This window comes from Lactiplantibacillus plajomi (assembly GCF_005405405.1).
In the GTDB taxonomy this organism is placed as follows: Bacteria; Bacillota; Bacilli; order Lactobacillales; family Lactobacillaceae; genus Lactiplantibacillus; species Lactiplantibacillus plajomi.
In genome coordinates, this window is record NZ_BJDZ01000008.1 from 76,726 (window position 1) to 100,401 (window position 23,676).

The 23,676-nt window shown below is 49.5% G+C and carries 26 protein-coding genes and 1 other RNA gene; 21 read left to right on the forward strand and 6 right to left on the reverse strand.

All coding sequences use genetic code 11. The features are described from left to right. The first annotated feature begins 73 nt into the window (after positions 1 to 73). Both FFM82_RS04840 and FFM82_RS04845 read left to right on the forward strand, forming a co-directional pair. Positions 74 to 970, forward strand: a complete 897-nt coding sequence (locus FFM82_RS04840; protein WP_137644742.1) for a DegV family protein — start codon at positions 74 to 76, stop codon at positions 968 to 970. 553 nt (positions 971 to 1,523) lie between these two features. Beyond that, positions 1,524 to 2,498: a ketopantoate reductase family protein gene (locus FFM82_RS04845; protein ID WP_137644743.1), complete on the forward strand. Its 975-nt coding sequence runs from the start codon at positions 1,524 to 1,526 to the stop codon at positions 2,496 to 2,498. 129 nt (positions 2,499 to 2,627) lie between these two features. Here the strand turns inward: FFM82_RS04845 and FFM82_RS04850 are convergent, their stop codons facing one another. Next, a complete protein-coding gene (locus FFM82_RS04850) occupies positions 2,628 to 3,008 on the reverse strand; it encodes a VOC family protein (RefSeq protein WP_170178217.1) in 381 nt (126 codons plus the stop codon). Positions 3,009 to 3,124: 116 nt separating this feature from the next. On the opposite strand from FFM82_RS04850, the gene FFM82_RS04855 reads away from it, so the two are divergent. The 4 genes from FFM82_RS04855 to FFM82_RS04870 all read left to right on the forward strand — a co-directional run bounded on the left by FFM82_RS04855 (position 3,125) and on the right by FFM82_RS04870 (position 5,991). Further along, positions 3,125 to 3,712 (forward strand): GNAT family N-acetyltransferase, encoded by a 588-nt coding sequence (locus FFM82_RS04855; protein ID WP_137644745.1) that lies wholly within the window; start codon positions 3,125 to 3,127, stop codon positions 3,710 to 3,712. A gap of 82 nt (positions 3,713 to 3,794) precedes the next feature. Next, positions 3,795 to 5,339, forward strand: coding sequence for an ABC-F family ATP-binding cassette domain-containing protein (locus FFM82_RS04860; protein ID WP_137644746.1), 1,545 nt, complete (start codon positions 3,795 to 3,797; stop codon positions 5,337 to 5,339). 167 nt (positions 5,340 to 5,506) lie between these two features. Continuing rightward, positions 5,507 to 5,746, forward strand: a complete 240-nt coding sequence (locus FFM82_RS04865; RefSeq protein WP_137644747.1) for a hypothetical protein — start codon at positions 5,507 to 5,509, stop codon at positions 5,744 to 5,746. Continuing rightward, positions 5,746 to 5,991, forward strand: coding sequence for a hypothetical protein (locus tag FFM82_RS04870; protein ID WP_137644748.1), 246 nt, complete (start codon positions 5,746 to 5,748; stop codon positions 5,989 to 5,991). Before FFM82_RS04865 ends, FFM82_RS04870 begins: the two co-directional genes overlap by 1 nt. A 59-nt stretch (positions 5,992 to 6,050) precedes the next feature. On the opposite strand, the gene FFM82_RS04875 is transcribed toward FFM82_RS04870, so the two are convergent. Further along, entirely contained in the window at positions 6,051 to 6,515 is a 465-nt protein-coding gene (locus FFM82_RS04875) for an Lrp/AsnC family transcriptional regulator (RefSeq protein ID WP_137644749.1), read from the reverse strand. 167 nt (positions 6,516 to 6,682) lie between these two features. On the opposite strand from FFM82_RS04875, the gene FFM82_RS04880 reads away from it, so the two are divergent. The 7 genes from FFM82_RS04880 (at position 6,683) to FFM82_RS04910 (ending at position 12,336) form a co-directional block, all read left to right on the forward strand. Next, positions 6,683 to 7,579, forward strand: coding sequence for a C40 family peptidase (locus FFM82_RS04880; RefSeq protein WP_137644750.1), 897 nt, complete (start codon positions 6,683 to 6,685; stop codon positions 7,577 to 7,579). A gap of 27 nt (positions 7,580 to 7,606) precedes the next feature. Continuing rightward, entirely contained in the window at positions 7,607 to 8,470 is an 864-nt protein-coding gene (locus tag FFM82_RS04885; protein ID WP_225425621.1) for an alpha/beta hydrolase, read from the forward strand. 446 nt (positions 8,471 to 8,916) lie between these two features. Then, complete coding sequence (locus FFM82_RS04890; RefSeq protein ID WP_137644752.1) at positions 8,917 to 9,081, forward strand: hypothetical protein; 165 nt, start codon at positions 8,917 to 8,919, stop codon at positions 9,079 to 9,081. Positions 9,082 to 9,141: 60 nt separating this feature from the next. Further along, positions 9,142 to 9,879: an NUDIX hydrolase gene (locus tag FFM82_RS04895; protein ID WP_137644753.1), complete on the forward strand. Its 738-nt coding sequence runs from the start codon at positions 9,142 to 9,144 to the stop codon at positions 9,877 to 9,879. Positions 9,880 to 9,973: 94 nt separating this feature from the next. Next, on the forward strand, positions 9,974 to 11,149 hold the full coding sequence (locus FFM82_RS04900) for an MFS transporter (RefSeq protein ID WP_137644754.1): 1,176 nt from the start codon (positions 9,974 to 9,976) through the stop codon (positions 11,147 to 11,149). Between the two features lie 218 nt (positions 11,150 to 11,367). Continuing rightward, positions 11,368 to 11,670: a hypothetical protein gene (locus FFM82_RS04905; protein ID WP_137644755.1), complete on the forward strand. Its 303-nt coding sequence runs from the start codon at positions 11,368 to 11,370 to the stop codon at positions 11,668 to 11,670. A 105-nt stretch (positions 11,671 to 11,775) separates the two neighbouring features. Next, positions 11,776 to 12,336 (forward strand): ECF transporter S component, encoded by a 561-nt coding sequence (locus FFM82_RS04910; RefSeq protein ID WP_137644756.1) that lies wholly within the window; start codon positions 11,776 to 11,778, stop codon positions 12,334 to 12,336. Between the two features lie 301 nt (positions 12,337 to 12,637). Here the strand turns inward: FFM82_RS04910 and ssrA are convergent. Both ssrA and FFM82_RS04920 read right to left on the reverse strand, forming a co-directional pair. Then, positions 12,638 to 13,009, reverse strand: a transfer-messenger RNA (tmRNA) gene (ssrA, locus tag FFM82_RS04915). Between the two features lie 53 nt (positions 13,010 to 13,062). Further along, a complete protein-coding gene (locus tag FFM82_RS04920) occupies positions 13,063 to 13,995 on the reverse strand; it encodes a DMT family transporter (RefSeq protein ID WP_137644757.1) in 933 nt (310 codons plus the stop codon). Between the two features lie 193 nt (positions 13,996 to 14,188). Between FFM82_RS04920 and FFM82_RS04925 the strand changes: the two genes are divergently transcribed. The 7 genes from FFM82_RS04925 (at position 14,189) to FFM82_RS04955 (ending at position 22,443) form a co-directional block, all read left to right on the forward strand. Continuing rightward, complete coding sequence (locus tag FFM82_RS04925) at positions 14,189 to 14,458, forward strand: ACT domain-containing protein (RefSeq protein ID WP_137644758.1); 270 nt, start codon at positions 14,189 to 14,191, stop codon at positions 14,456 to 14,458. Between the two features lie 10 nt (positions 14,459 to 14,468). After that, positions 14,469 to 15,812 carry a PFL family protein gene (locus tag FFM82_RS04930; RefSeq protein WP_137644759.1) on the forward strand — a complete coding sequence of 448 codons (1,344 nt, stop codon included), beginning with the start codon at positions 14,469 to 14,471 and terminating at the stop codon, positions 15,810 to 15,812. 306 nt (positions 15,813 to 16,118) lie between these two features. Next, entirely contained in the window at positions 16,119 to 16,847 is a 729-nt protein-coding gene (locus tag FFM82_RS04935) for a winged helix-turn-helix domain-containing protein (RefSeq protein WP_137644760.1), read from the forward strand. Further along, positions 16,844 to 18,364, forward strand: a complete 1,521-nt coding sequence (locus FFM82_RS04940) for an ATP-binding protein (RefSeq protein ID WP_137644761.1) — start codon at positions 16,844 to 16,846, stop codon at positions 18,362 to 18,364. Before FFM82_RS04935 ends, FFM82_RS04940 begins: the two co-directional genes overlap by 4 nt. A gap of 230 nt (positions 18,365 to 18,594) precedes the next feature. Next, positions 18,595 to 19,776, forward strand: a complete 1,182-nt coding sequence (locus FFM82_RS04945) for a class I SAM-dependent methyltransferase (RefSeq protein WP_137644762.1) — start codon at positions 18,595 to 18,597, stop codon at positions 19,774 to 19,776. 229 nt (positions 19,777 to 20,005) lie between these two features. Beyond that, entirely contained in the window at positions 20,006 to 20,881 is an 876-nt protein-coding gene (locus tag FFM82_RS04950) for a GRP family sugar transporter (protein ID WP_137644763.1), read from the forward strand. Positions 20,882 to 21,090: 209 nt separating this feature from the next. Then, on the forward strand, positions 21,091 to 22,443 hold the full coding sequence (locus FFM82_RS04955) for a glucose-6-phosphate isomerase (RefSeq protein WP_137644764.1): 1,353 nt from the start codon (positions 21,091 to 21,093) through the stop codon (positions 22,441 to 22,443). 98 nt (positions 22,444 to 22,541) lie between these two features. On the opposite strand, the gene FFM82_RS04960 is transcribed toward FFM82_RS04955, so the two are convergent. Both FFM82_RS04960 and FFM82_RS04965 read right to left on the reverse strand, forming a co-directional pair. Continuing rightward, complete coding sequence (locus FFM82_RS04960; RefSeq protein WP_137644765.1) at positions 22,542 to 22,808, reverse strand: hypothetical protein; 267 nt, start codon at positions 22,806 to 22,808, stop codon at positions 22,542 to 22,544. Positions 22,809 to 22,821: 13 nt separating this feature from the next. Next, complete coding sequence (locus FFM82_RS04965) at positions 22,822 to 23,070, reverse strand: hypothetical protein (protein WP_137644766.1); 249 nt, start codon at positions 23,068 to 23,070, stop codon at positions 22,822 to 22,824. A 198-nt stretch (positions 23,071 to 23,268) separates the two neighbouring features. Here FFM82_RS04965 and FFM82_RS04970 point away from each other — a divergent pair, with 198 nt between their 5' ends. Continuing rightward, positions 23,269 to 23,460: a hypothetical protein gene (locus FFM82_RS04970; RefSeq protein WP_137644767.1), complete on the forward strand. Its 192-nt coding sequence runs from the start codon at positions 23,269 to 23,271 to the stop codon at positions 23,458 to 23,460. Positions 23,461 to 23,676 lie beyond the last annotated feature (216 nt).

Sequence of the window (23,676 nt, forward strand, 5' to 3'; positions counted from 1 at the left end):
TAGTTTCCTGACCGGGGGTTCCCGGTGAACCGCGCGGATCTCCCGCGTGTGCATAATTGGAGTGAAATAATAGATGAAAATAGCGGTAGTAACGGATAGTTCTGCAAACTTATCCCCCCAAGCTGCGGCCGATTACCACGTGACGGTGGTTAACGACCCGATCATGTTTGGCAACCACGTTTATCACGAAAACATTGATATTACCACCGACCAGTTTTACCGGTTATTAAAAGTTGAGAAGGATATCCCGACGATTTCACAAATTTCGATGGCCGAGATGCAGGTGGTCTTTGATCAACTACTTGCCGCGGGGATCGAACAAGTTTTGATCGTCGGACTGAGTAGCGGTGTCAGTGGTTGGGTCAATAACTTGAAAGCCTACGCCCCGTCCGTGAAGGGGTTGACCGTCGAAGTGTTTGATTCGCGCACGACCTGTGCGGGAACGGCCAACATGGTTAAGCTAGCGGCTGCCATGGCGTTGGCCGACTTCTCGATGACGGACATTTTGACGCAATTGACCCGCTTGCGGGCGGCCACGGCGACAATGTTGATTGTTAACAGCATGCGGCACCTCGTTAAGAATGGTCGGATTTATAATAATAGTAGTTTGGCCGGGACGATGGTGTTACGTAACAAGCCAATCATTACGTTTAACGACCACGGCAAGTTACAGGTGTTAGGAAAGGAACGAACGCTGAAAAATGCGCAACAGGCCTTGCAGGAGCAGTTTGCCCGCTTTGAACGGGCCAGTCAATTGCCGGTAAGGTTGGACGTCCTCAGCGCCAATGATCCGGAAATTGCGGAGGACTGGGCCAGTGAGTTACGTTACCAGTTTCCAGCGGTGCGGGTCAAAACCGGCGAAATTGGTCCCCTGATGGGCGTCTTAACGGGCGACCACGCGCTGGGGTTGATTTGGTCGCTGGATTGGAAACCGCTATTAACGAGTTTGACACGCGACGTTCCCGAATAAGTTAATAATCTTTAGTTGCCACGGCTGGTTCTGTACTAGCGGTGGCTTTTGTTATTAATAAAAAATAGTTTGGGCGGTTTTTGCTGATGGAAGGTTGACTTTTTGGATTAATAATATTATGGTTAAAACATTAAAAGTTGATGAGCGAAGCCGTAAGCCATATCGGAGTCGTTAACTTGACCCGTCCAGAAAGCACCGGTTGTTGGGAAGGTGCCCCGTCAAGTTGATTAAAGGGTGTGGCCAGGCGCGAACTTTTCGAGGTTCGCTGGGGGCACCCATTATTGTGCACGCGTTTAGTTGTTTTGAACGCGCTGAGGAATAACGTGTGAGCGTTATTTGAATAAAGGTGGTAACCCGTGAAAACGTCCTTTGGATAATTATTATCCAAAGGGCGTTTTTTGTCGGCTTTTAACACATAGATTGATGTACCGCGGTTTTAACACATAGCAACAACACATAGTTTGATTCACATAGTAGTAACACATAGGGTCACATAGCTTAATTCACATAGGTAGTCACACAGACACACATAGTTTGAAAGGATGGTTTTGATATGAAATATGGAATGATTGGTGCGGGCGCAATGGGTTATCGGTACGGCGTGATGTTACAAGAAAATGCGGGCGTGAGCGTTGATTTTATCGACACGTGGGAACCAAACGTTGAGAAGGTTCGCCAACAGGGGGGCGTTGAAGTTGCCCGCGACCACGCTGACCGGCGGATCGTACCGATTAACATTTATCACCCCGAAGAGTATCAGGGGCATCCGGACGTTTGGATTATTTTTAAGAAACAGATGCAGCTTGCGGACGAACTCAAACGCGATGCGCCGCTCTTTCACGATGATCAGTACGCCTTTGCCGCGATGAACGGGATGGGGCACTTTGAAAAAATCGCCGACTATTTCCCGGAGGACCACATTATTGGTGGTACCGCGATGATCGCGACCGTCCTCAACGGGCCCGGTTCGGTTGACTTTATGGGACCCAAGGGCAGCGAAGCGATGCACATGAGTAAGTACGCCGGTGACATGGATGCCACTACCAAGCAGGTAATGGCGGACTTTCAAGCCGCCGACCTCAACCCGGCCTGGTCCGATAACTTCATGGGCATGTGTATGTCGAAGGTCGTCTTCAACGCCGTAACTAACAGCCTTTGCACGATGTTCCAGATTCAAATGGGCCAGTTCATTCAATATCCGGGCGTTCGCGACATGGCCACCCAGATGTTCAATGAAGCTTACGACGCCTGTGAACGGGCCGGGATTAAATTAATTGAGACCCGCCAGGAAGAAATCGATTCGGTTGAAACGGTCAGTCACGCTTATAAGTACCATTACCCGTCAATGTACCAGGACTTCTCCAAGAGGCGGCCGACCGAAGTGGATTACATAAACGGCTACATTGCCAAAATCGGGCGTGAACACGACTACGTTTGCCGGGTTCATGAATTTGTCACCCACGAAGTTCACTTAGCAGAAATGATGCGGCAGTACCAAGCGCAACCACAAACTGTTAGTGTTGACTAACTGAAATAGTGGACGCGAACTGAGCTAACCACGGTGAAAATCACTGTTGTACTTGCGTTTAAATTTGATAATAGTCAAAACGTGCGCCCAAAGTCAGCCGACTTTGGGCGCACGTTTGTTTTTGGCATATTAATGATAGTTACTGATTTCAATCAGGTTATTGTCGGGGTCGCGCACGTAGAGTGACAGCAACTTGCCGTGCGCCCCGGTACGTTCGACCGGGCCGGCTACGATGTCGACGAAGTAACTCTTCAGGTGGTGTTCGATTGCATCGAGCGGGTCTTTAGCAATGAGGCACAGGTCGGCACTCCCCGGGGTCGGTTTAGCCGCAATTGGCGCGTGGGGGTGGTCGATCGTTTGAAAGTTAATTTTCTGTTTACCAACCAGCACGGCTTGGCGGTCGCCTTCAAAGGTGATGATCGGCAGGTCGAATACTTCGTGGTAGAAGCGTAAAGACCGTGGAATGTCAGTCACGGTCAGGGTAATGTGGTCAATGTCGCGAATGTTCAAACGCTCAAATCCCTTCAAAATAATTTCGCCTTTCAGTATACCACGCCACGGCGCATATTTTGACAAGTTCTCGTATTCAGTGTAAGGTATAACATACTAAAGAAGGAGGGCTATTCGTGATAACAATTCGACCAGCCGATCAAGACGACGCGGGCCAGATAGCACCGCTAATTAATATGATTTTTGATGAAATGCAACTTGAGGAACTAGACGACATTCCTGAACCTGACTTAGAGCAGGCCATTACTGCCGCTTACCGGACACCCGATTATTTGTCCGGTAAGGCAACGACGGTGGTGGCCGAGGCCGATGGTCAAGTAGTCGGGGTCGCGTTTGGTTACCCCGACAAAAATGAGGACGCGGTCGACGACGTGTTAGCACGGGTCACCGCGGACAACGATGCGTTTGGTTCAGCATTTGAAGCTGAAGCAGAAAGTTATGAGCACGAATGGTACTTGGATTCGATCGCAGTTGACCCGGATTATCAGGGTCATGGGATTGGCGGTAAGTTGTTAGCCGCGTTACCTCGCTACGCACGCGCGGACGGCATGCAGCGAATCGGTTTGAACGTGGATATGGCCAACTTAGGGGCCAAGAAGCTGTACGACCGCTACCATTATGAAACCGTTGGGATTAAGCCCATCGGGGACCGGATGTACTTCCACATGCAATACGAACTCGGTAAGGACTTAGTTATGGCGTAACGCCGGTCCTGCCAGACAGGCCTCGTGATGAACGGGGCCTGTTTTATCACGTTATAAAATGAAAGTGTAGGTTGAAAACACAATGGCTTTATTAGAAGTAACAGATTTATCGCAAAGCTTTGCGGACCGCAAACTTTATGAGGATGCTAACTTTACCCTGGAAAAGGCCGATCACATGGGAATTGTTGGCCAAAACGGGGCGGGGAAAAGTACCCTGATCAAGATTTTGACCGGCCAAATTTTGCCGCTTTCGGGGGAAATTAAGTGGCAACGCAACGTCCGGACCGGCTATTTAGACCAATACGCCGATATTCCCAAGGGGATGACGTTGTACGCTTTTCTGAAAACGGCCTTTAAATGGCTATACGATTTAGACGCCCAGATGCAACAGTATTATGCGGACTACGCTGAGAATATGGACGACAAGTTGCTTGAACGGGCTGGGCGGATTCAGGAAACGCTGGAAGCCAATAACTTTTACGATATTGAAACCGAAATGGAACGGGTCATCACTGGGCTAGGTCTGGATGCAATCGGTCGCGACCACGTGATCAGTGAAATGTCGGGGGGCCAACGCTCGAAGATTATCTTAGCCAAGTTATTGCTAGAAAATCCGGACGTCATTATTTTAGACGAACCGACCAACTACTTGGATACGACCCATATCGAATGGTTGGAAGACTACCTGAATAGTTTTCAGGGCGCCGTAATGGTGATTTCTCACGACTACGATTTCTTACAGCAGGTGACGAACTGTATTTGTGACGTGGCGTTCGGTAAGATTATTAAGTACCGTGGCGATTTCAAAGCGGCCATGCGCCAAAAAGAAGCCCGTAAGGAAGCCCAGTTGAAGGCCTTCGAAAAGCAACAAGTGGTGATTGATAAGGCGGAAAAGTTTATTCGTAAAAACAAGGCTGGGTCGAAGTCGACGATGGCCAAGTCGCGGGAAAAGATGCTGTCGCATATGGAACGGGTCGACCCGCCGTCGGAAAACGTCCACGCGAGTTTTAACTTCCCGTACTTAGATACCGGGTCGCAAAACGCGTTGACGGTCAAGAAGCTATCGGTCGGCTACGGGAAGCCACTGCTGGAACCGGTGACCTTTACCATGACGACGGGCGAAAAGCTGGCCTTCAAAGGGTTCAACGGGGTCGGTAAGTCGACGTTGATCAAGTCGATTTTGGGTGTGATTCCAGCGATTGACGGGACGTCGAACTTCTCCCCATCGGCTAAAATCAACTATTTCAATCAAGATTTGGAATGGGATAACCCGCAGTTGACCCCGTTACAGACGATTCAAAATGAATACCCGACGATGTTGCCGAAAACGATTCGGACGAAGTTAGCGAAGTGCGGGATCAACGCGGCCAACGCAATGAAGCCGATGCACTTGTTGAGTGGTGGCGAACAGACTAAGGTCAAGCTCGCCTTGCTGGAACTGGTTCCAAGTAACTTCCTAATCATGGACGAGCCGACCAACCACTTGGATGATGAGACTAAGGACGGCTTGAAGCGCGCGCTGCAAGCATTCCCTGGTAATTTGATCTTAGTGAGTCATGAAAGCAGCTTCGTCGAGGGCTGGGTCGATAAAGCGTTGAACGTTGAAAAGCTGAGTTTGAAAAAATAATTATCATTAACGTTAGTTTGGCAAAAGACTGCTAAACTAACGTTTTTTAGTAGTTGGACCTGATTTACTGAAAGATAACGGCATATTTACAAAAAATTGATAACTTAATCGCGATGAAGGTGGCATGATAGGGATAACTTAAAAATACAAAAAAGGGGCGGTTAGCAATGGCACACGGGTTGTTTTATAGTGTAATTTTGATTGGCTTTTTTGCAAGCATGATTATCCACTGGATCTACCGGGCGTACTTTGATTTTTTGATCACGCTACACACGGTCGAAGTCTTATTTTTAGGCGTGGTTGGTTGGTACGGCTTCGGCCCGTTAGTCGTCGTACCGCTGGCCATTCTCTGGTTATTAGGAATTGGGCTCATCTACACGATGAACCAATTTGCGAAGGTGGGCTAATGGGAGGAAACTTACAGCGCCAATTCATTGGATTCACCGGTGGCATCCTAATCGGGGTATTAGCGGTTCTAGCCGCCCTGTGCCTAGCGTTACCCATAAATAGCCGGGTCGCTTTGGGGCTCGCCGGCATGGGATTACTGGTCGGCTCGGAAGTGTGCTTAGAACAGTTGAAGACCAAGTACCGGCTAACGACCGCGGCCGCCGTTCGGCAAGCTTTGCGCCGCCCCGACCATTTAACAAACTAAGCTTAAAACAGCACCGTTAACGTTTTTGCGTTAACGGTGCTGTTTGGGGCTTACAGGCATTATTCTTTGATTTGGCTAGTATCGTGGTCAACCGGCAGGGTCAAGCCACGGTTGGCTACGCTAGTTGAAAAGACGATTTGGGTACTGGTCTTACCGAAAGTTTGTAACTGGTTCACGAATTCGTCTAAGGCCTGGGTCGACTCAAAAATGACTTTTAAGATTTGAGAATATTCACCGGTCACGCAGTCGCACTCCAAAATGTTAGGAATCCGCTCAACGAACGGGTAGAACCGTTCCTTTTGGGTCGGTTCCAGCTGGAGTTGAATGTAGGCTTTAATGTGGTAATTAAGCTTTTCATAGTTTAAGTTGGCCTGGTAATCACGAATGATACCGCTCTTTTTCAACCGCGAGATCCGGGCTGAAATCGCTGGTGACGAAATAAAGCATTGGTCCGCCAGTGCTTTCAGTGAGATCCGGGCGTCCGCCTGTAAGGCGTTCAGAATTTTCAAATCGGTTTTATCCATCTTTTAAAACGCCTCCTAAGTGATTATTAGTATCATAGCATACTTTCACAGTAGTTTTTAATTTTGAACCCAAAGTTTCCCTAGAAAGGATACCGACCTAACTGCGTTGCGGGGTATGGTCGCCGTTTACGGTATGGTAGACTTAGGACAAAGGGGTGGTGATCAATATGCAAACAGCACGGATTATTGCAACGGTTGCCAACGTTTGGCGGCAACCCCAAGTCACAACTTTAGACCGCTTAGCACTAAACAACGGTGGTTTAAATCAATGGATTGAGGCCCTGAGTGACGCCGATAGTGTCGCAATTGAGCGTTACGACCGGGTGGTGACCCAGGTACTTTTTAATGATCCATTCGTGATTGACCGGATCGTAGATGGTTGGGCGTACGGCTTCGTGACTAACCAGGCTGACACGCACCATCCGCGCGGTTATCCCGGCTGGGTTTGGGCGGCGCAGCTATCCTTAGCCCCGCTACCGTTACAGACGGGACCGACCGTAACGGTTAAACGGGCGGTAACGCCGCTACTGCGACCGGATGGTAGTACCTTACGCCAGCTGGTGTTGGGGACCGAGTTACCGGTCGTTTCTGGTAAGGACGCCCACTATGACTTGGTTCAGACGCCGTTGGGAGTTGGAAAAGTGGCCAAGCGGGCGACCCAGATGATGGTTCGTAGTCAAAGCCAATCAAGTGGTGCCCAACTCGTGGCACTCGCAACTAACTTTCTGGACTTGCGCTACTTGTGGGGCGGTATCAGCCCGTACGGCTTCGACTGTTCCGGGCTAGCTTACGGCTTGCACCGGGCGATTGGCGTGCAACTTCCACGCGACGCGGCGGATCAAGCCCTAGTTGGGACCGCCGTCGACTTGGCCGACGCCCAACCTGGCGACCTGTGCTTTTTTGCGCACGACCATGGTCGCGGTGACGTCCACCACGTCGCCCTGTATGCGGGTAACGGCTGGCTATTACATTCACCTAAGCCGGGCAAGCACGTTACCTACTTACGCCTGGCCACGAGCGTTCTCGCGGATGAATTGGTCGTGATTCGGCGGAACTGGGAATGATTTTGAATATTAATGAGGCGAAATTGCGTGAATAAACGAAGTTATCAGTGGTGGCTACTTTTGGGATTGGTACTAACGGTTGGCCTGGCGGGTTGTAAAAAAGCAACGCCGACAGCTAAGCCGGAGACGACTAATAAGCCTAAGTCGGCGTACGTCACAAGTCATACGCCAACTTTTTACGTACACGGCTTTCAGGGCAGTGCGAACTCAACCAATACGTTGATCAAGGCGGCCACTAAGACGGCCCACGCTAAGCGGGTCTTTGTCGCCACGGTTCAGACCGATGGCACCGTCAGCTTAGCTGGAAAATGGTCGCGGCGGACGCGCAACCCGATTATTCAAGTTGTTTTTAAGAATAACTTGGCGCAGTATGATCAACAGACTGCCTGGTTGGCCAAGGTGATTAAGGCCGTGCGGGCGCGACAATCGTTTGACCAATATAATATCGTTGCCCATTCGGCCGGGTGCGTTGCCAGCGTCAACTTATTGATGACGCCACAAGCCGGAAACTTCCCAACGCTAAAAAAACTGGTGACGATTGCGGGGCCCTTTGACGGCGTGATTGGCGAAGACGACGTTGCTAATCAAAATTCATTTTTGAAGTCGGGCCAGCCCCGTTACCAACACGCGGCCTATCAACTGTTGGCGGCTAAGAAGCCCCACTTCCCAACCGGAATCCGGGTACTCAACATCGTGGGGAACCTTGATGATGGCACCCACTCGGACGGCTTGGTCACCAACGTTTCGGCCCGCTCGTTGAATAGCTTACTAAAGGGCCGTGACGCGACGATTACGACGAAGACGTTTCACGGCGCCCACGCTCAGCATAGTCAGTTACATGAAAATCCAAAGGTGGCGCAAGCGGTTAACCGCTACTTGTGGCACCGTTAAAAAAGCAAGCTGGTGATGGTCACCAGCTTGCTTTTTTGGCCTTGTGAATCGAAACTATAAAAAGAACAACGTGTAAGCGAGGCGGATTAAGTGAATCAGCGCGTACAGTGCGCCTAAATAAACCACCGTAATGCCGCCATAGGCTAAATATTTATATTGACGCATAACCGCACCTCCAGTTTTATGATTAAATCAATTGTAAAACGCTTCCATTTGGAATACAACGAGCAGGTCTTGCTGGTAAAAAGGATTGCCGATTAAGACAATTTATTCGCTTTTAAATTTAAAGTATGATAAAATGCTTACTTAGCTTGAGGGTTCAAGACTCAGCCAGAAAGATTCTCAGATTTTGGATAAATATATTTTTAGTATCACGTACTTGCCCCAGTATCAAATACACAGAATTATTTACAAATTTCCTGAGCATTAGGAAAGGATGTAATGTAATGCGCGTTACGATTAATCGAGGCCAAGAGGTTGTTCATAATATTCCTCTCATGGCAGCCCGACAACGCTATATCAAAGCGGACGTTTGGGAAATTAAAAAAGCGATCATTGAAAAATCCGCTATTAATGGCTGGACAGTTCAAGCGCTTCAACAAATGAACTAATAACGATGCAGCCACGACAATTAAGTCGTGGCTTTTTTGACGAGAAGGGAGGCCGTCAATATGGCGGAAATTATCAGTCGACCACGGGTCAGCATAACGAACGTGATTTTTAGTTTTGATCAGACAACCAAGCAACTCGTCCTGCTATTATTACAGCGGACCACGGCACCGGATGCGGGGTCGTGGGGCTTACCGACGACCTGGCTACGGGCCGATGAAAGCGCGGAGGATGCGGCCATTCGGCTAGTTCGCGAAAAAATTGGCGTCCACTTGGCAGCTACCCAGGTCGAACAACTCGGGACCTTTACTAACGTTAGTCGAGTTGCCGGTGAACGGACTTTGGCGTTAACTTACATGGTCTACTTGCCGGGCATGCCGACGTTAACGCCCGGATACGGCGCGAAGGCGGCGGCCTGGTTTGCCGTACAGCCAAGGGTACACCGCGACGATCTCGCTACGCCAAGCCGAATTTTTCAGGGAATCAACGACGACCTAACCGCGACTAATTTTTACGCCCATCGAGCGGGAGAACTGACGGCTGATCACGGCTTGATTATTCGCACGGCTCTCAAACGGGTCCGTAACCGCTTGGATTACGCCCCAACGATTCTGAACGTGTTGGGTGCGACCTTCACGTTGAAGCAGGCCCGTGAAGTCTACGCGATTTTATGGCGGGTACCGGTAACCAAAATTGATAATTCGAATTTTCGGAAGACCCACGGGCAACTTTTTCAAGAAGTGGGCGAGGTTCGACCGGGTGGTTCCGGGCGGCCAGCAAAACTTTATCGGCTCAGTTGACACGCTGGAAAGTGCGTGGTAACCTTGGTCACATTAAAGGTAAAAAGTACCTTTAATGACTAACGTTATTTTAACGGTATGGGGGAGAAAAAAGATGGGTTCAAAGGGTAATCGGCTTTTATTATTAATTGGGACGGCGTGGCTGTTTGACGCGTTGGACGTGGCATTGCTATCGTTTATTATGCCGGTGATCAAACAAAGTTGGCACCTGAGTGCGGGAAGTTTAGGCGCGGTCAGTGCGATTACGTCACTCGGAATGATGGTGGGGGCCGTCGTTTGCGGGTACTTAGCGGATAAAATCGGTCGTAAACCGGTTTTGATCGGGACGTTGTTATTATTCTCAGTCGGGAATTTATTGTTAACAATCACGCCGAGCGTTGGCTGGTTCATCGCGGTCCGCTTCCTGACCGGGGTCGGGCTTGGGGGCGAATTGCCGGTCGCTGCAACGATTATTGCCGACCATTTTAGTGGCACTCAGCGGGCCCGGATGCTCGTGTTAGTTGACAGTTTTTGGGCGTTTGGCTGGATTTTGGCGTCGTTACTGTCCTTCTTGGTGATGCCAAAGTTCGGCTGGCGAATCACCGTCTTGATCACGGCACTGATGGGCTTTTACGCCTTGTTGATTCGGCGGCACTTGCCGGATAAGACACCGGCGGAAAAGCCTAATCAGCGACCGTTTGGCGCAGCTTTACGCCAAGTCTGGTCGGCGGAGTACCGGCGGGCAACCGCTTGTTTGAGCATTTTATGGTTTGTTATCATGTTTGCTTATTATGGCATGTTCTTATGGTTACCAAGTGTGTTGGTGTTACGCGGCTTTTCATTGGTGCACGGTTTCGGCTATACCGTGTTAATGAGTTTAGCGCAGTTACCGGGTTATTACTTAGCGGCCTGGTTGATTGGAAAGGTCCAACGTAAATTAGTGTTGGCCGTTTACTTATTTGGGACGATGTTAAGCGCCGCGGCCTTTGGGTTAGCCAATAGCAGTCTAATGATTATTATTAGTGGTGCCTGGTTATCCTTCTTCACGCTCGGGGCGTGGGGCATCATGATTGCCTTTACTCCTGGACAATTTGCCATCGATGCTCGTGGTATGGGGATGGGCTTTGCCCAGTCAATCGGGCGCATTGGCGCTACCATTGGACCGTTTTTAGTTGGGGCCTTAATGGGCGTTGGCTTTAAAATTCCGGCGATTTTCATGGTCTTTGTGGGCGCGTTGATTCTTGGCATCTTAGTGTTACTATTCGGATTACGTGATCAAGACCGGCAGTGAGCCTTAGCATAAGTAAATTTATGTTAAAAATTAATTTGGATTGACCAAGATTGTTAGTTGAACTGTCAAAGTACGGAGCGGCGCAGATTGAGCGAATAAACTTATTTGTAATAGTACGACAAACGTTAATAGACCGCCGTTTTACGGGGTGTGTTCCGTTGCGAATACCCAGTGAAACTCCTATGATATAGCCGAGGAAATGATCGGAGTTGAGTAAAATGGTTAAGGCGGATTTCTGGGCGAATCAGCAGGAGGCGACCCAGTTGAAAAACCAATTAATATTAACGGGCAATCACGCAACGGTGCGGCGTGATCCGGTGATGCGCGGCCTGGTGATCCGGGCTGGGCAGCGGTTAAAGCTAACTGGTAACGGCGCAACGGTGGCCCACCAAGTGGTGATTGATTTAGGATACTACTTGTTTTGTCATCATTACCAAATGCCACGCGCTGCCTTTGACTTATTAGTGGTTGCGCAGGGGATTGACGCCGCACACCAAGATGATGTCCAGATGATCGAATAAGGAAAAATCGCCCGTAGCTCTTCTATTTTGACCGTAATTAGCTTAAAATGGGAATTACATTAAAAAATAATGATAGGCATTTGGGAAAGGAAGTTGAGCGACCCTATGGGAAAGTCAGAACAATTGAAAAAAATCGTGTTTGCCGGTTTATTTGCGGCGATTATTTTTGTTGGTATTAGTATGTTACGGATTCCGTTACCAGCCATCGTCGGGCGACCGTTTATTCATTTTGGCAATATTTTAACCGTTTTAGCGGTGATGTTTTTAGGTTTCGGCTACGGTGCTGCGGCTGGCGCCATCGGTCTGGGATTGTTTGATATTCTGAACGGTTACGCGGCGACGTCCTGGTTAACGATTATTGAAGCGATTATTTTAGCGGCGATGGTCAGTTGGAGTTACAAGTCGATTCATTACGAAGAAGACGAGCTGGGCAAATTATACTGGGTGTCATTAGTCGCAGGATTGACCAAAATCGTGACGTCGTGGTGTACCGGTGTGATTGAAGCGTTAATGGTCGGGACGGCGTTGAACGTTGCCGTCATTGGGGCCTTTACCAGCTTACTAGCAGCAACTATCAATTCGATTGCCTGCTTTGTGCTGGTACCGCTGATCTACCGGGTACTGGTCGGTGTCGGGTTTAGTCGCCAACGCTTATTTACCGCATAATTAGAACATGCAGAAAAATGGTCTTACTGGTAAACGCCGGTAAGACCATTTTTGACTTAAAAAAACGACCAAGCGGGTGGCTTGGTCGCGTGGTGCGCGGTTTGGTGAAAACTGTTGGGAATGTACGAAAATCTGCGGAGTGAATATCAATGTTTGATATTCACCTACAGCTTAGCACCGGGCCGCTAGTTTGTCGTGGCAGTCCGCTTGGTTGGAAAGGTCAACTGACAGCATTAAAAAAACGACCCGTTAAGGTCGCCATACCAACTCAGTGTTCTGGAGCTAAGCTGGTCAAATTCAATAATGGAGGTGGCGAGAGTCGAACTCGCGTCCAAGCATATTGCCCTCCGAACCTCTACGCTCATAGTCATACTACTTGAATTTCGCCATTACAAACGCCGCATGACAGGGCACCCAGTAATGACTAACCTGATTAATCTCTTCTCGCGACTCCAGGTGGAAGCGTTGAGCGTGAGTCCACTAAATTTAGGACCCAGATCCAGAACATGGACGATTCTGGGAGGATCTACGTTAAGCGCTTATTAGGCAGCTAAAGCGTAAGAATTGTTATTATTTTTTGCAGTTATAATTTAAACTGAGCGTTTTTACGTAGACGCAACCTACGAAGCGCAATCCGAACTCAAACTATACCTGTCGAATCCAGAACACCCCCAGATTCAACATTACTAGTCTAGCATAACTCCCCGTAGCTGCCAACTTATCTGTTTACGCGTTGGTGCGCCAACGCCGGAACCGTAAGACTAACTTATGCATGTTAAGCGACAACGCCATGACGGCCAGAATGATCAGTAAGCCGCCGCTAAGGTCGAAGCCGGTTAATTGCACGTGCAGGAACAGCACCGAGAAGACCGTTGCGGCGAGGGGTTCGAAGGCGTCCAGCAGGCTGGCAGTTGTTGGTAAGATGTCGTTCAAGGCGTGAGCAAACATCAAAAACGGTGCGACGGTTCCAAGCAACACGATGACCACGAGCAAGAGGAGTTGGAAACTGGTGATGGTCAGGTGGGCTAACCACATTGGGTGCAGCACCATTAAAAAGCCGCCTGCTACCAGTAGGCCCCAGCCGGTGACGGCTAACGGCCCGTATTTGGGCAGGATGGCGCGCGGCAACAACGTGTTGGTGGCGACCCCGACCGCTGAAAGGCCGCCCCAGAAAAGCACGGCCGGGGAAATGGCGAGTTGGTTCAATTGTCCGTGGGTCACGATCAGTAACGTCCCCGCAAAGGCCATCACCATTCCGACAACTTCGATCCGTTTAGGCAGGATGTGTTTAAACAGTAAGAAGTATAGCGTGATGATGAACGGTCCTAAAAACTGAATAAATGTCGCAATTGGGGCGTTACCCGCCCGGACGGCCTCGAAGTAGCAAAGTTGGACCGGAATCAAGCCCAGTAACCCGTAACTAACGATCCGGCCGGCGGAACGCCGTTGGTGCCAAATGGCAAACGGTTGTTGACCGACTAACTGGCACCAGACCAGTAAAATGAGGCCGGCGCTAATCATTCGGACCTGGGTCAGCCAGTTTGCCGTCAGGTCCGGGTTACTGAGAAAGAGCGTACTCGCTGCTACCCCGGAAAGCCCCCATAAGATGCCGGCGGTACTCGCGAGGAGCACCCCGCGTAAATGATGTTGTTGTGTCAAGTTCTCCATCCCTTTGTCTGAATTAATAAGCGGTTTACATTATAACAAACTAACCGAACGAAACCCGCCAATTTCAGCAATCTTTCATTATTTTCAGAAAGGATTTAGGTTAGCTTGCGGATGCGTTTTCACGCGGGGAATGCTATGATATGAGCATTGAAAGTGAAGGCTATTTTATGGGAGGTTATACAGGATGAAAGCAATTATTACGGTCGTTGGTCAGGATCAAGTCGGCATTGTGGCGCGAGTGGCCACCGAACTAGCACGGTTGAAGATCAACATTGTCGACATGTCGCAGACGTTGATGGCCGATAACTTTACGATGATGCTGTCAGGTGTCTGGGATGACCAGCAGTTGAGCTTTGCGGACGCCCAGGCGGCGTTGGAAGAACTCGGTGCGGCTTCCGGTTTGACGATTCGGATTCAACGTCAGGCCGTTTTTGACGCCATTCAGAAGTTGTAGGGGGTGCGGCATGGAAAGTCGACCAATATTAGACACGATTCAAATGATTGCCGAGGAGAACCTCGATATTCGGACGATTACGATGGGCATTTCGTTATTTGACTGCATTGACAGTGACGGTGCTAAGGCCCGCCAGAAAATTTATGATAAAATCACGCACAGTGCGCGTGACCTGGTGAAAGTTGCGGAACAGATTCAGACGGAATACGGTGTGCCAATTATTAATAAGCGCATTGCGGTCACACCAATTGCGCTGGTCGCGGCGGCCAGTGCGGATCAGGACTACGTCGCCTACGCGTTAACGATGGAAAAGGCGGCCAGCGAACTCGGTGTCGACTTGATCGGTGGCTTTTCAGCCTTGGTCCAGAAAGGCTACCAAAGTGGTGACCGCAAGTTGATCGCCTCGATTCCGCAAGCCTTAGCTGAAACCAGCCGGGTCTGCAGCTCGGTCAACGTTGGGTCAACCCGTGCCGGTATCAACTTAGACGCGGTCGGTGAACTTGGTCACACCATCAAGACGATTGCGGCTGACGACCCGGTCAACTGCATGAGCCTGGTGGTCTTTGCTAACGCGGTTGACGATAACCCGTTCATGGCCGGCGCCTTTCACGGTGTTGGTGAAGCCGACCGGGTGATCAACGTCGGGATTAGTGGGCCGGGCGTCGTCAAGCGGGCGTTGGAACAAGTCCGCGGCCAATCAATTGACGTGGTTTCTGAACAAATCAAGAAGACGGCCTTTAAAGTTACCCGAATGGGCCAGTTCGTCGGTTCGATTGCGGCCGAACGGCTCAACGTACCGTTCGGGATCGTTGATTTATCGCTGGCACCGACCCCGAACGAGGGCGATTCGGTGGCCGAAATTCTGGAAGAAATTGGGCTCGAACGGGTCGGCGCACCCGGGACGACCGCCGCGCTGGCGTTACTGAACGACGCGGTCAAAAAAGGCGGCGTTATGGTCTGTGAACACGTTGGTGGCCTTTCCGGGGCGTTTATCCCGGTCTCGGAGGACGCCGAGATGATCCGGGCCGTCCGCGCTGGTCACCTGAGCATTGAAAAGCTGGAAGCGATGACGGCGGTTTGTTCGGTCGGCCTAGATATGATCGCCGTGCCGGGGAACACGAGTGCCGCTAGCATTAGTGGCATGATTGCCGACGAAGCGGCGATCGGGATGATCAACAATAAGCCGACCGCGGTGCGGGTGATTCCGGCGACCGGTCAGGACGTTGGCGACGAGGTTGAATTCGGGGGCTTGTTTGGTCGGGCACCGGTGATGCGGGTCAACCCGAACCAACCGCAAGCGTTCATCAAGCGCGGCGGTCACATTCCGGCACCAATTCATTCGTTTAAAAACTAATTCAGACTAAGTAATGCGGGCGTTGGACTTTCTGGTAACGCCCGCATTTTTGTCCGCTTTTGGCTGGCCAAGCCCCAATTTAATTTGTTATTATCTACTATTAATATATAAGATTAGTTGACGGGTAAAACCACACACTTCTTTCACAAATCCGGCAAGGTTTGTTAGTAAATTGTTGTTATACTTATTTCGAATACTGGACGAAAGTGGCGTATGATAAGACTAGGTTCGGGTTTCAACTAATCATACCCGCACGAGCTACTTAAAAAATCCATGAATTAGCAAGCGACTTGGAGGAACTGTTTAATGAAATTATTGATGATTGAAGATAATAAATCCGTTTCAGAAATGATGGCGATGTTTTTTAAAAAGGAAAAGTGGGATGCCCACTTTGCATACGACGGTAACGAAGCCGTTGAGATGTTCAACGAAGACGCGAACGGCTGGGACATGGTCACCCTGGACTTAAATTTACCCGGTAAGGACGGCATGCAAGTTAGTGCAGAAATTCGCAAGGCTTCTCCGACCGTACCAATTATTATGTTGACCGCTCGCGATTCGGAAAGTGACCAGGTGTTGGGCTTGGAAATGGGGGCCGATGATTACGTGACCAAGCCGTTCTCACCAATTACCCTAATCGCACGGATCAAGGCCTTACACCGACGCGCGGACTTAGGCAAAACGGTGCCGACGACGAAGCCGGCCGACGCGGTCAGTGACTTCGACGTCCAGACCGATCACTTTAAGCTCAACACCAAGACCCGCGAGGCCTACCTGGGTGGCGAACAGATTCAGGACTTAACGCCGAAGGAATTCGACCTGTTGAAGACGCTTGCGCAAAAGCCGCGCCAAGTCTTTTCCCGTGAACAGTTACTCCAGTTAGTCTGGGACTACGAGTACTATGGCGATGAACGGACGGTTGACGCCCACATTAAGAAGTTACGCCAAAAAATCGAAAAGGCCGGTCCACAGGTAATTCAGACGGTGTGGGGCGTTGGCTACAAGTTCGATGATAGTGAAGTGGCGGCTAAATGAAGCTGATCTACCAACAAATGCTGTCGTTCTTTGCGGTGATCATCACGGTCGTCGTGGTGTTAGGCTTTGCCTTTATCCGGACGACTAAAACGATGATTTACCAAAACTCGTGGCAACAGTTGCAACAGTACGCGGCGAGTATTGAAAAAGAAGCGATTCGCTATAATACCCAGACGCACCAGGTGGTCGGCTTTAACCAGCAGTTTTTAAACGATGGCACGGTAATTTTACGTGACCAGCACATTCACTTTTCGGTCTACGACGCGAAGAAACGGGTCGTTCACCCGAACTCGATGGGCGTCAGCAGTGGTACCCCGGACGGCTCGATTTACGAACCGCGGATTTCGGCCAGCGACTGGAAGAAGCTGAAACAAAATAAGACGATCACCCAGTCGCCACACGTGACGTTCCGCTCACGGCGCCATGACCGGCCGGTCAATACGCCGGCGTTACGGACGATTGACGTCTTAGTCCCGCTATTTTATAAGCACGGCAATGTTAAAACGTTTGTCGGCGCGATTTCGATTGGTTCCTTTGAACAAACCTTGCAGGCGAACGAACAACAAATCGAGAAGAACCTGTTCATTGCCTTACTAGTCTCGGGGATGGCAGCGCTACTGCTCAGTTACATTTTAGCCCGCTATTCCGTCCGCCGAATCAACCGCTTGCGGCACGCGACCCACTCGGTTGCTAACGGCGACTTTGATATTCAAGTTGATAGTAGTCATAAGGATGAAATCGATGACTTGGCGGATGACTTTAACGGCATGGTCAGTTCGTTGAAGGCTTCTAATGAAGAAATTCGGCGTCAGGAAAAACGGCGCCGTGAATTCATGGCGGACGCTGCCCACGAAATGCGGACACCGTTAACGACCATCAATGGTATTCTCGAAGGCTTGGCCTATGACGCCATTCCGGAAGAGGACAAGGCCCATTCAATCGAGCTGATGCAAAATGAGACCCGCCGTTTGATCCGGTTGGTTAACGAAAATCTGGATTACGAAAAGATTCGAACCGGTCAGATTGCGCTGAATAAGACAAACTTTGACGGGGCCGAAGTGCTGCATAACCTGGTTGAACAATTGACGAAAAAGGCCGACGCCGCTAAGGACCGCTTTAAGCTGACCGTTCCGGATGAACTACCCGTTTGGGCGGACTATGACCGCTTCGTTCAGGTACTGTTCAACATCATGCAAAACGCGATCCAGTTCTCACAGGATAACGTGATTGAAGTCAGCGCGACCCGTAGCGACCACGCGGCGGTGATTGCCGTTCGCGACCACGGAATTGGGATGACCCCCGACCAGGTGAAGAACATTTGGGAACGCTACTACAAGGCCGACCCGTCGCGGAAAAACACCAAGTACGGTGAGTCCGGACTGGGGTTAGCCATTTCACACCAACTTGTTCAGCAACACGGTGGGTCGATCCAGGTCGATAGTGCCGAGAACGAGGGGACCTGCTTTACGGTCACGTTCCCGGATGAGGGACACGACCAACCAATCGTTGAGGACTAGACCAATTCGATAAAATAACGTTATGACCAAAAGTTTGTGAACTGCCACACGGTTGGTGGTACAAGGGTCATAGTAAGGGCGTCGACACGGGTGGTCGGCGCCCTTAATTGGTCAGTGCTCCGGCTTTCAATAGCGTTAGACCGGTAAGTATGGTAACCTTAGTACGGCTATCGACAGCGGTTTTAGACGTTTTTTAGATTATTTTTTAGATGAATAGGAGCAAATGCTGAATGCAAAGAGTACAAATTACTGGTAATTCCCAACGAAAGGTCAAGGACGGGTACCCGTTATTAGTGGCGGACGACCTCAAGGATCCCGCGATGAAGTTGACGGACGGTTCGTTCGTGGCTTTAATGGCCAGCTCGCAGTTTATGGGCTACGCGCTGATTGCCAAGCACCGACGCCAATTAGGGTGGTTATTAAGTCGCGACGAGAGTGACACGCCAACGATGGACTATTTCCGTAAATTATTTAAGCAAGCCCTAGTCCGGCGCACGACTAGTCTTGATCCGAAACTGCCACAGCGGGTGTTTAACGCGGACGGCGACGGCCTCGGGAGTGTTACGATTGACCGCTACCAAGACTACTACGTCTTCACTTGGTACGCGCAGGGCGTCTACCAACAACGCGAGATGTTATACGCGGCGTTCGAAGCGGCGACTGATCACCAGTTCAAGGGAATCTACGAAAAGCCGCGGTTCAACGTGGAAGAAGTCAACTTAAAGAGTCGCTTGGTTACCGGTGAAGCCGCGCCCGACCCGTTACTGGTTACGGAAGGTGAAGTGACTTATCCGCTACACTTAGCAGACGATTTAACGACCGGTTTGTTACTGGATATGCGCCCAATTCGGCAGTGGTTAGCTGGTGCGGAATTACCGGGCAAGACCGTCCTGAACTTATTTAGTCAGGAAAACGGGGTGACGGCGGCCGCCGCAGTCGCTGGCGCGGCCAAAACCATCTCAATCGAAAGTACCAAGAAGGCGGCCAGTGCAACGGCCGACCAACTTGCTGTCAATAACATTGATCCCAGCAAGCACGAAATTCGGGCCATTGAAGCTAACAGCTACCTGGATTACGCGACGAAGCACCGGTTGAGTTACGACGTGGTGGTGGTTACCGCCCCAACGTTTGCCCGCATTAAGAAGCAGAAGTTCCAAGTAGCGACCGACTTAACGGCGTTGCTTGCAAACACGCTGCCGGTCGTTCGCCGTAACGGTCAGTTAGTGGTTGCCACCACGGCCAATAACTTCTCATTGAAGAAGTTCAAAGAAGCGGTCAGCGCGGCGTTTGCCGGTAGTGACCGGCACTTTACGGTCAGTGAGACGTTCCGATTACCAGCCGACTTTGTGACCCGTAAGGCTTACGTGGCCAGTGACTACTTGAAGGTCTTAGTCTTAACGTTGGACGACTAATCCGGCGTTTGGGTCGCATCAAATAAAAAAATTTTAGGCGTCATTTAGGGGACCGTTTTCATTAATTGAAAACGGTCCCTATCACTAAGAAAACGAATTCATGAAAATATAAAAATAATTATATTTACGTTCAAACCGCGTTTTATCGCTGGTAAAACGGTTACGTTCCTGTTAAAATTATTTTTTGTCGTTAAGCATGAGAGAAAAATAGAAATGAGGATTAATTATAATGGGAATTCTAATTGCACTGATTCCTGCAATCGCGTGGGGTAGTATTGGCTTAATTAGTGGCCGGATGGGCGGAACTGCCCGGCAACAAACCCTCGGGATGACCATGGGGGCCTTAGTCTTCGGACTAGCCCTCTGGGTCGTGGAACAACCAGCGCTCAGTTCAAAAGTTTGGTTGATCGGGGTCGTTTCCGGATTATTCTGGAGTATCGGTCAGGGTCAACAATTTACATCAATGAAAGCCGTGGGGATCTCACGGACCACACCAATTTCAACCGGGATGCAACTGGTTGCAAACGCGTTGGCCGGGGTGCTCCTATTTAATGAATGGCACGGTAACATGTACTGGATCGGCTCAATTTCAGTCATTGTGTTGATCGCCGGGGCTGTCCTGACGTCGCTGACTGACCGGACCGACCCCAACCGCAGTACGTCTGAAAACTGGTCGGCAGGGATTCGGGCGCTGATCATCTCAACCATTGGTTACGCCGGCTACACGATTGTCGTTAACTACGGCAACGTCGACGCGCACGCCGTGGTAATGCCACAAGCCGTCGTAATGCCACAAGCCGTCGGGATGCTTTTAGGAGCGCTGATCTGGTCATTTAAAGACCGGCCGTGGGTTGAAAAGGCCACTTACCGCAACATTGTCACCGGACTGGTTTGGGGGATTGGGAATCTATTCATGTTCATGGCAATGGCTCAAATCGGGCAGGCCGTGGCGTACTCACTCTCACAAATGGGGATCGTTATTTCGACCTTCGGGAGCATCTTCCTACTGGGCGAACGCAAGACCAAGCGCGAAATGGTTTACGTGATTATTGGTTCGATTCTCGTCATTGTTGGTGGGATCGCACTGTCCTTAATGAAAGCCTAGTAAAAACTTTACCTTTACACGTTTTTAAACCTTAAATACTAGTATGACGCGGATAGATAACGCTATCTGCGTCTTTTTTTACATCAATTTTGACTAATATTTACATAATTTACGAAAATAAACGAAAAAAGTTGGCATCTGCTTTTCATTATGATTGCTCCTATTGTATAATGTGAATTGTAAATACGTATAGAAAGAGGTAATAATAAATGGCACACATTTCATTTGACAGCTCTAACTTATCCGAGTTCGTTCATGACAACGAACTTGGTGAACTGCAAGCAATGGTCACTGCTGCTGACAAAGAGCTGCGTGAAGGAACCGGCGCCGGTAACGATTTCCGCGGCTGGTTAGATTTACCAGTAGACTACGATAAGGACGAATTTGCCCGGATTAAAGCCGCTGCAAAGAAGATTCAAAACGATTCAGACGTCCTCGTGGTTATCGGTATCGGTGGTTCCTACTTAGGTGCTCGCGCTGCCGTTGAATTCTTACACGAAACTTTCTGGTCATCACTTTCACGTGAAGACCGTAAATTCCCACAAGTTGTCTTTGCTGGGAACTCAATCTCATCTTCATACGTCAACGATTTGATTCACTTGATCGGCGACCGCGACTTCTCCGTTAACATCATTTCGAAGTCCGGGACCACGACTGAACCTTCAATCGCTTTCCGGGTATTCAAGGAACGTTTGATTGCCAAGTATGGTGAAGAAGGCGCTAAGGACCGGATCTACGCAACGACTGACCGCAAGCGCGGTGCGTTGAAGCAAGAAGCCGACGCCGAAGGCTACGAAACGTTCGTTATTCCGGATGACGTTGGTGGCCGGTTCACCGTCTTAACGCCAGTTGGGTTATTACCAATTGCCGTTTCTGGTGGCGACATCGATGCCATGATGAAGGGTGCTGCCGATGGGCGTGCCGAATACTCAGACGCCGACTTAACTAAGAACGAAGCTTACCAATACGCTGCTTACCGGAACATTTTATACCGGAAGGGCTACACCACTGAAATTCTTGAAAACTACGAACCAAACATGGCGATGTTCTCAGAATGGTGGAAGCAATTAATGGGCGAATCAGAAGGTAAGGACCAAAAGGGGATTTACCCATCATCCGCTAACTTCACGACCGACTTACACTCCTTGGGTCAATACATCCAAGAAGGTCGTCGTAACTTGATGGAAACCGTTGTTAAGGTTGAAAACGCCACGAGTGACGTTGACATTCCTAAGGAAACTGAAAACCTTGACGGCTTGAAGTACCTTGAAGGTAAGACGATGGCCCAAGTTAACACCAAGGCTTTCGAAGGGGTTATTATGGCCCACGTTGATGGCGGTGTGCCTAACATGGTCGTTAACATTCCTTCCCAAGATGCTTACACCTTAGGTTACATGATCTACTTCTTCGAAGCTGCCGTTGCAATTTCTGGTTACTTGAACGGGATCAACCCATTCAACCAACCAGGGGTGGAAGCTTACAAGAACAACATGTTTGCCTTATTAGGTAAGCCTGGTTACGAAGAATTAACTAAGAAATTAACGGCCCGTTTAAACAACTAGTGCCAAATTATTTCTAAATAAAGCCCCAAAACAGTGTCCGGTAATGATCCGGCCTGTTTTGGGGCTTTTGTATGCTTAAAAAGTGTGCTGACGGTGCGTCAGCATTTTTTGATGGCGTCGCCGTACGCAATTAGGCTGGATGGTCCGGCACTATTTTCGGCGAGAACCACTTTAAAGTTGGCGATGGCAGTCCCGCCCAGTTGGTTAGCCGCGGCTTGCAATTCATCCTGGGCTTTACTTAGGGCCTTCTTGTAGCCACCCCCAATTTGAACGCTGGTGATCAGACCACAAGATTGGTAGCCGGCCGGAACGTCGCCAGCGGTTATGAAAAGTGCTGGGGTGGTGTCTTTTGTGAAAAGTCCCATCTAAAAGTCTCATCTAAAAGTCTCCGTTCTTAGCTTGATTGATGAGTCGCTTGAATTGTTCATCCTTATTTTTAAATCGTTCCGGCATCGCTTCACCCGGATGCAGCTTCCGCCAGATTAAAATGATGATGATTGACCATAGGCCGGCCCGGATCAAATCCTTGAGCTTGAGGTGACCGGCAGTCATGAATTTTACAAACTTATTCAGTACCCAATAAATAATGCCGAAAATGACAATAAACCACGCAATGATCATCGACATGTTGACACCTCCAGATATGGCGTGTATTAGCTACCGGAACGGTAACAAAATGTTGCACCGTTCCGCAGCCATCCTTTACACCTATTTTAACAGCACGCCGCGATTTACCCTAGCCGTAATTCTGATGTATTACATGAACCTAGGCGCCGTTTTGATATACTATATAGGATAACTAAAACAACGAGGCGAGGAATCCACATGCGTAAATTGAACATTATTGAAAGTCTGATCATCGTGGCCGGGCTAATTATTTTTGGAATCGGTAATCAAGTGGCGGTGGTTCAGCAAAACTATCCGTGGGTTGAGTACCTTGGACTGGTGATCGTGTTTATAACCGGTCTTAGCGATGCCATCTACCGGATTGTCACGAAGAAAAGTTTTTTTAAATAACGAGTTTGTAGAACGGGCGGTAACCAGAAAAAGGTGAGCGCACGTTTTTTGCTAGTAGCGGTAAAGCGGGACCAAGCCCTTGCCAGGAGTGGCCTAACGGGTGGTCGTTATATTAATTAAATAATACATGATATGAATTAAGTCTAGTGGTATTCAATAACGCTTTACATCATTCACTAAAACCCCCAATGTTAATGTAGTAATGGAAAATCGGGG

Bases quoted from the DNA above. Each gene is read 5' to 3' on its own strand.
- FFM82_RS04840 (WP_137644742.1), top strand. From the start codon at position 74: ATGAAAATAGCGGTAGTAACGGATAGTTCTGCAAACTTATCCCCCCAA.
- FFM82_RS04845 (WP_137644743.1), top strand. From the start codon at position 1,524: ATGAAATATGGAATGATTGGTGCGGGCGCAATGGGTTATCGGTACGGC.
- FFM82_RS04860 (WP_137644746.1), top strand. From the start codon at position 3,795: ATGGCTTTATTAGAAGTAACAGATTTATCGCAAAGCTTTGCGGACCGC.
- FFM82_RS04865 (WP_137644747.1), top strand. From the start codon at position 5,507: ATGGCACACGGGTTGTTTTATAGTGTAATTTTGATTGGCTTTTTTGCA.
- FFM82_RS04870 (WP_137644748.1), top strand. From the start codon at position 5,746: ATGGGAGGAAACTTACAGCGCCAATTCATTGGATTCACCGGTGGCATC.
- FFM82_RS04875 (WP_137644749.1), bottom strand. From the start codon at position 6,515: ATGGATAAAACCGATTTGAAAATTCTGAACGCCTTACAGGCGGACGCC.
- FFM82_RS04880 (WP_137644750.1), top strand. From the start codon at position 6,683: ATGCAAACAGCACGGATTATTGCAACGGTTGCCAACGTTTGGCGGCAA.
- FFM82_RS04890 (WP_137644752.1), top strand. From the start codon at position 8,917: ATGCGCGTTACGATTAATCGAGGCCAAGAGGTTGTTCATAATATTCCT.
- FFM82_RS04895 (WP_137644753.1), top strand. From the start codon at position 9,142: ATGGCGGAAATTATCAGTCGACCACGGGTCAGCATAACGAACGTGATT.
- FFM82_RS04900 (WP_137644754.1), top strand. From the start codon at position 9,974: ATGGGTTCAAAGGGTAATCGGCTTTTATTATTAATTGGGACGGCGTGG.
- FFM82_RS04905 (WP_137644755.1), top strand. From the start codon at position 11,368: ATGGTTAAGGCGGATTTCTGGGCGAATCAGCAGGAGGCGACCCAGTTG.
- FFM82_RS04910 (WP_137644756.1), top strand. From the start codon at position 11,776: ATGGGAAAGTCAGAACAATTGAAAAAAATCGTGTTTGCCGGTTTATTT.
- FFM82_RS04925 (WP_137644758.1), top strand. From the start codon at position 14,189: ATGAAAGCAATTATTACGGTCGTTGGTCAGGATCAAGTCGGCATTGTG.
- FFM82_RS04930 (WP_137644759.1), top strand. From the start codon at position 14,469: ATGGAAAGTCGACCAATATTAGACACGATTCAAATGATTGCCGAGGAG.
- FFM82_RS04935 (WP_137644760.1), top strand. From the start codon at position 16,119: ATGAAATTATTGATGATTGAAGATAATAAATCCGTTTCAGAAATGATG.
- FFM82_RS04940 (WP_137644761.1), top strand. From the start codon at position 16,844: ATGAAGCTGATCTACCAACAAATGCTGTCGTTCTTTGCGGTGATCATC.
- FFM82_RS04945 (WP_137644762.1), top strand. From the start codon at position 18,595: ATGCAAAGAGTACAAATTACTGGTAATTCCCAACGAAAGGTCAAGGAC.
- FFM82_RS04950 (WP_137644763.1), top strand. From the start codon at position 20,006: ATGGGAATTCTAATTGCACTGATTCCTGCAATCGCGTGGGGTAGTATT.
- FFM82_RS04955 (WP_137644764.1), top strand. From the start codon at position 21,091: ATGGCACACATTTCATTTGACAGCTCTAACTTATCCGAGTTCGTTCAT.
- FFM82_RS04960 (WP_137644765.1), bottom strand. From the start codon at position 22,808: ATGGGACTTTTCACAAAAGACACCACCCCAGCACTTTTCATAACCGCT.
- FFM82_RS04965 (WP_137644766.1), bottom strand. From the start codon at position 23,070: ATGTCGATGATCATTGCGTGGTTTATTGTCATTTTCGGCATTATTTAT.
- FFM82_RS04970 (WP_137644767.1), top strand. From the start codon at position 23,269: ATGCGTAAATTGAACATTATTGAAAGTCTGATCATCGTGGCCGGGCTA.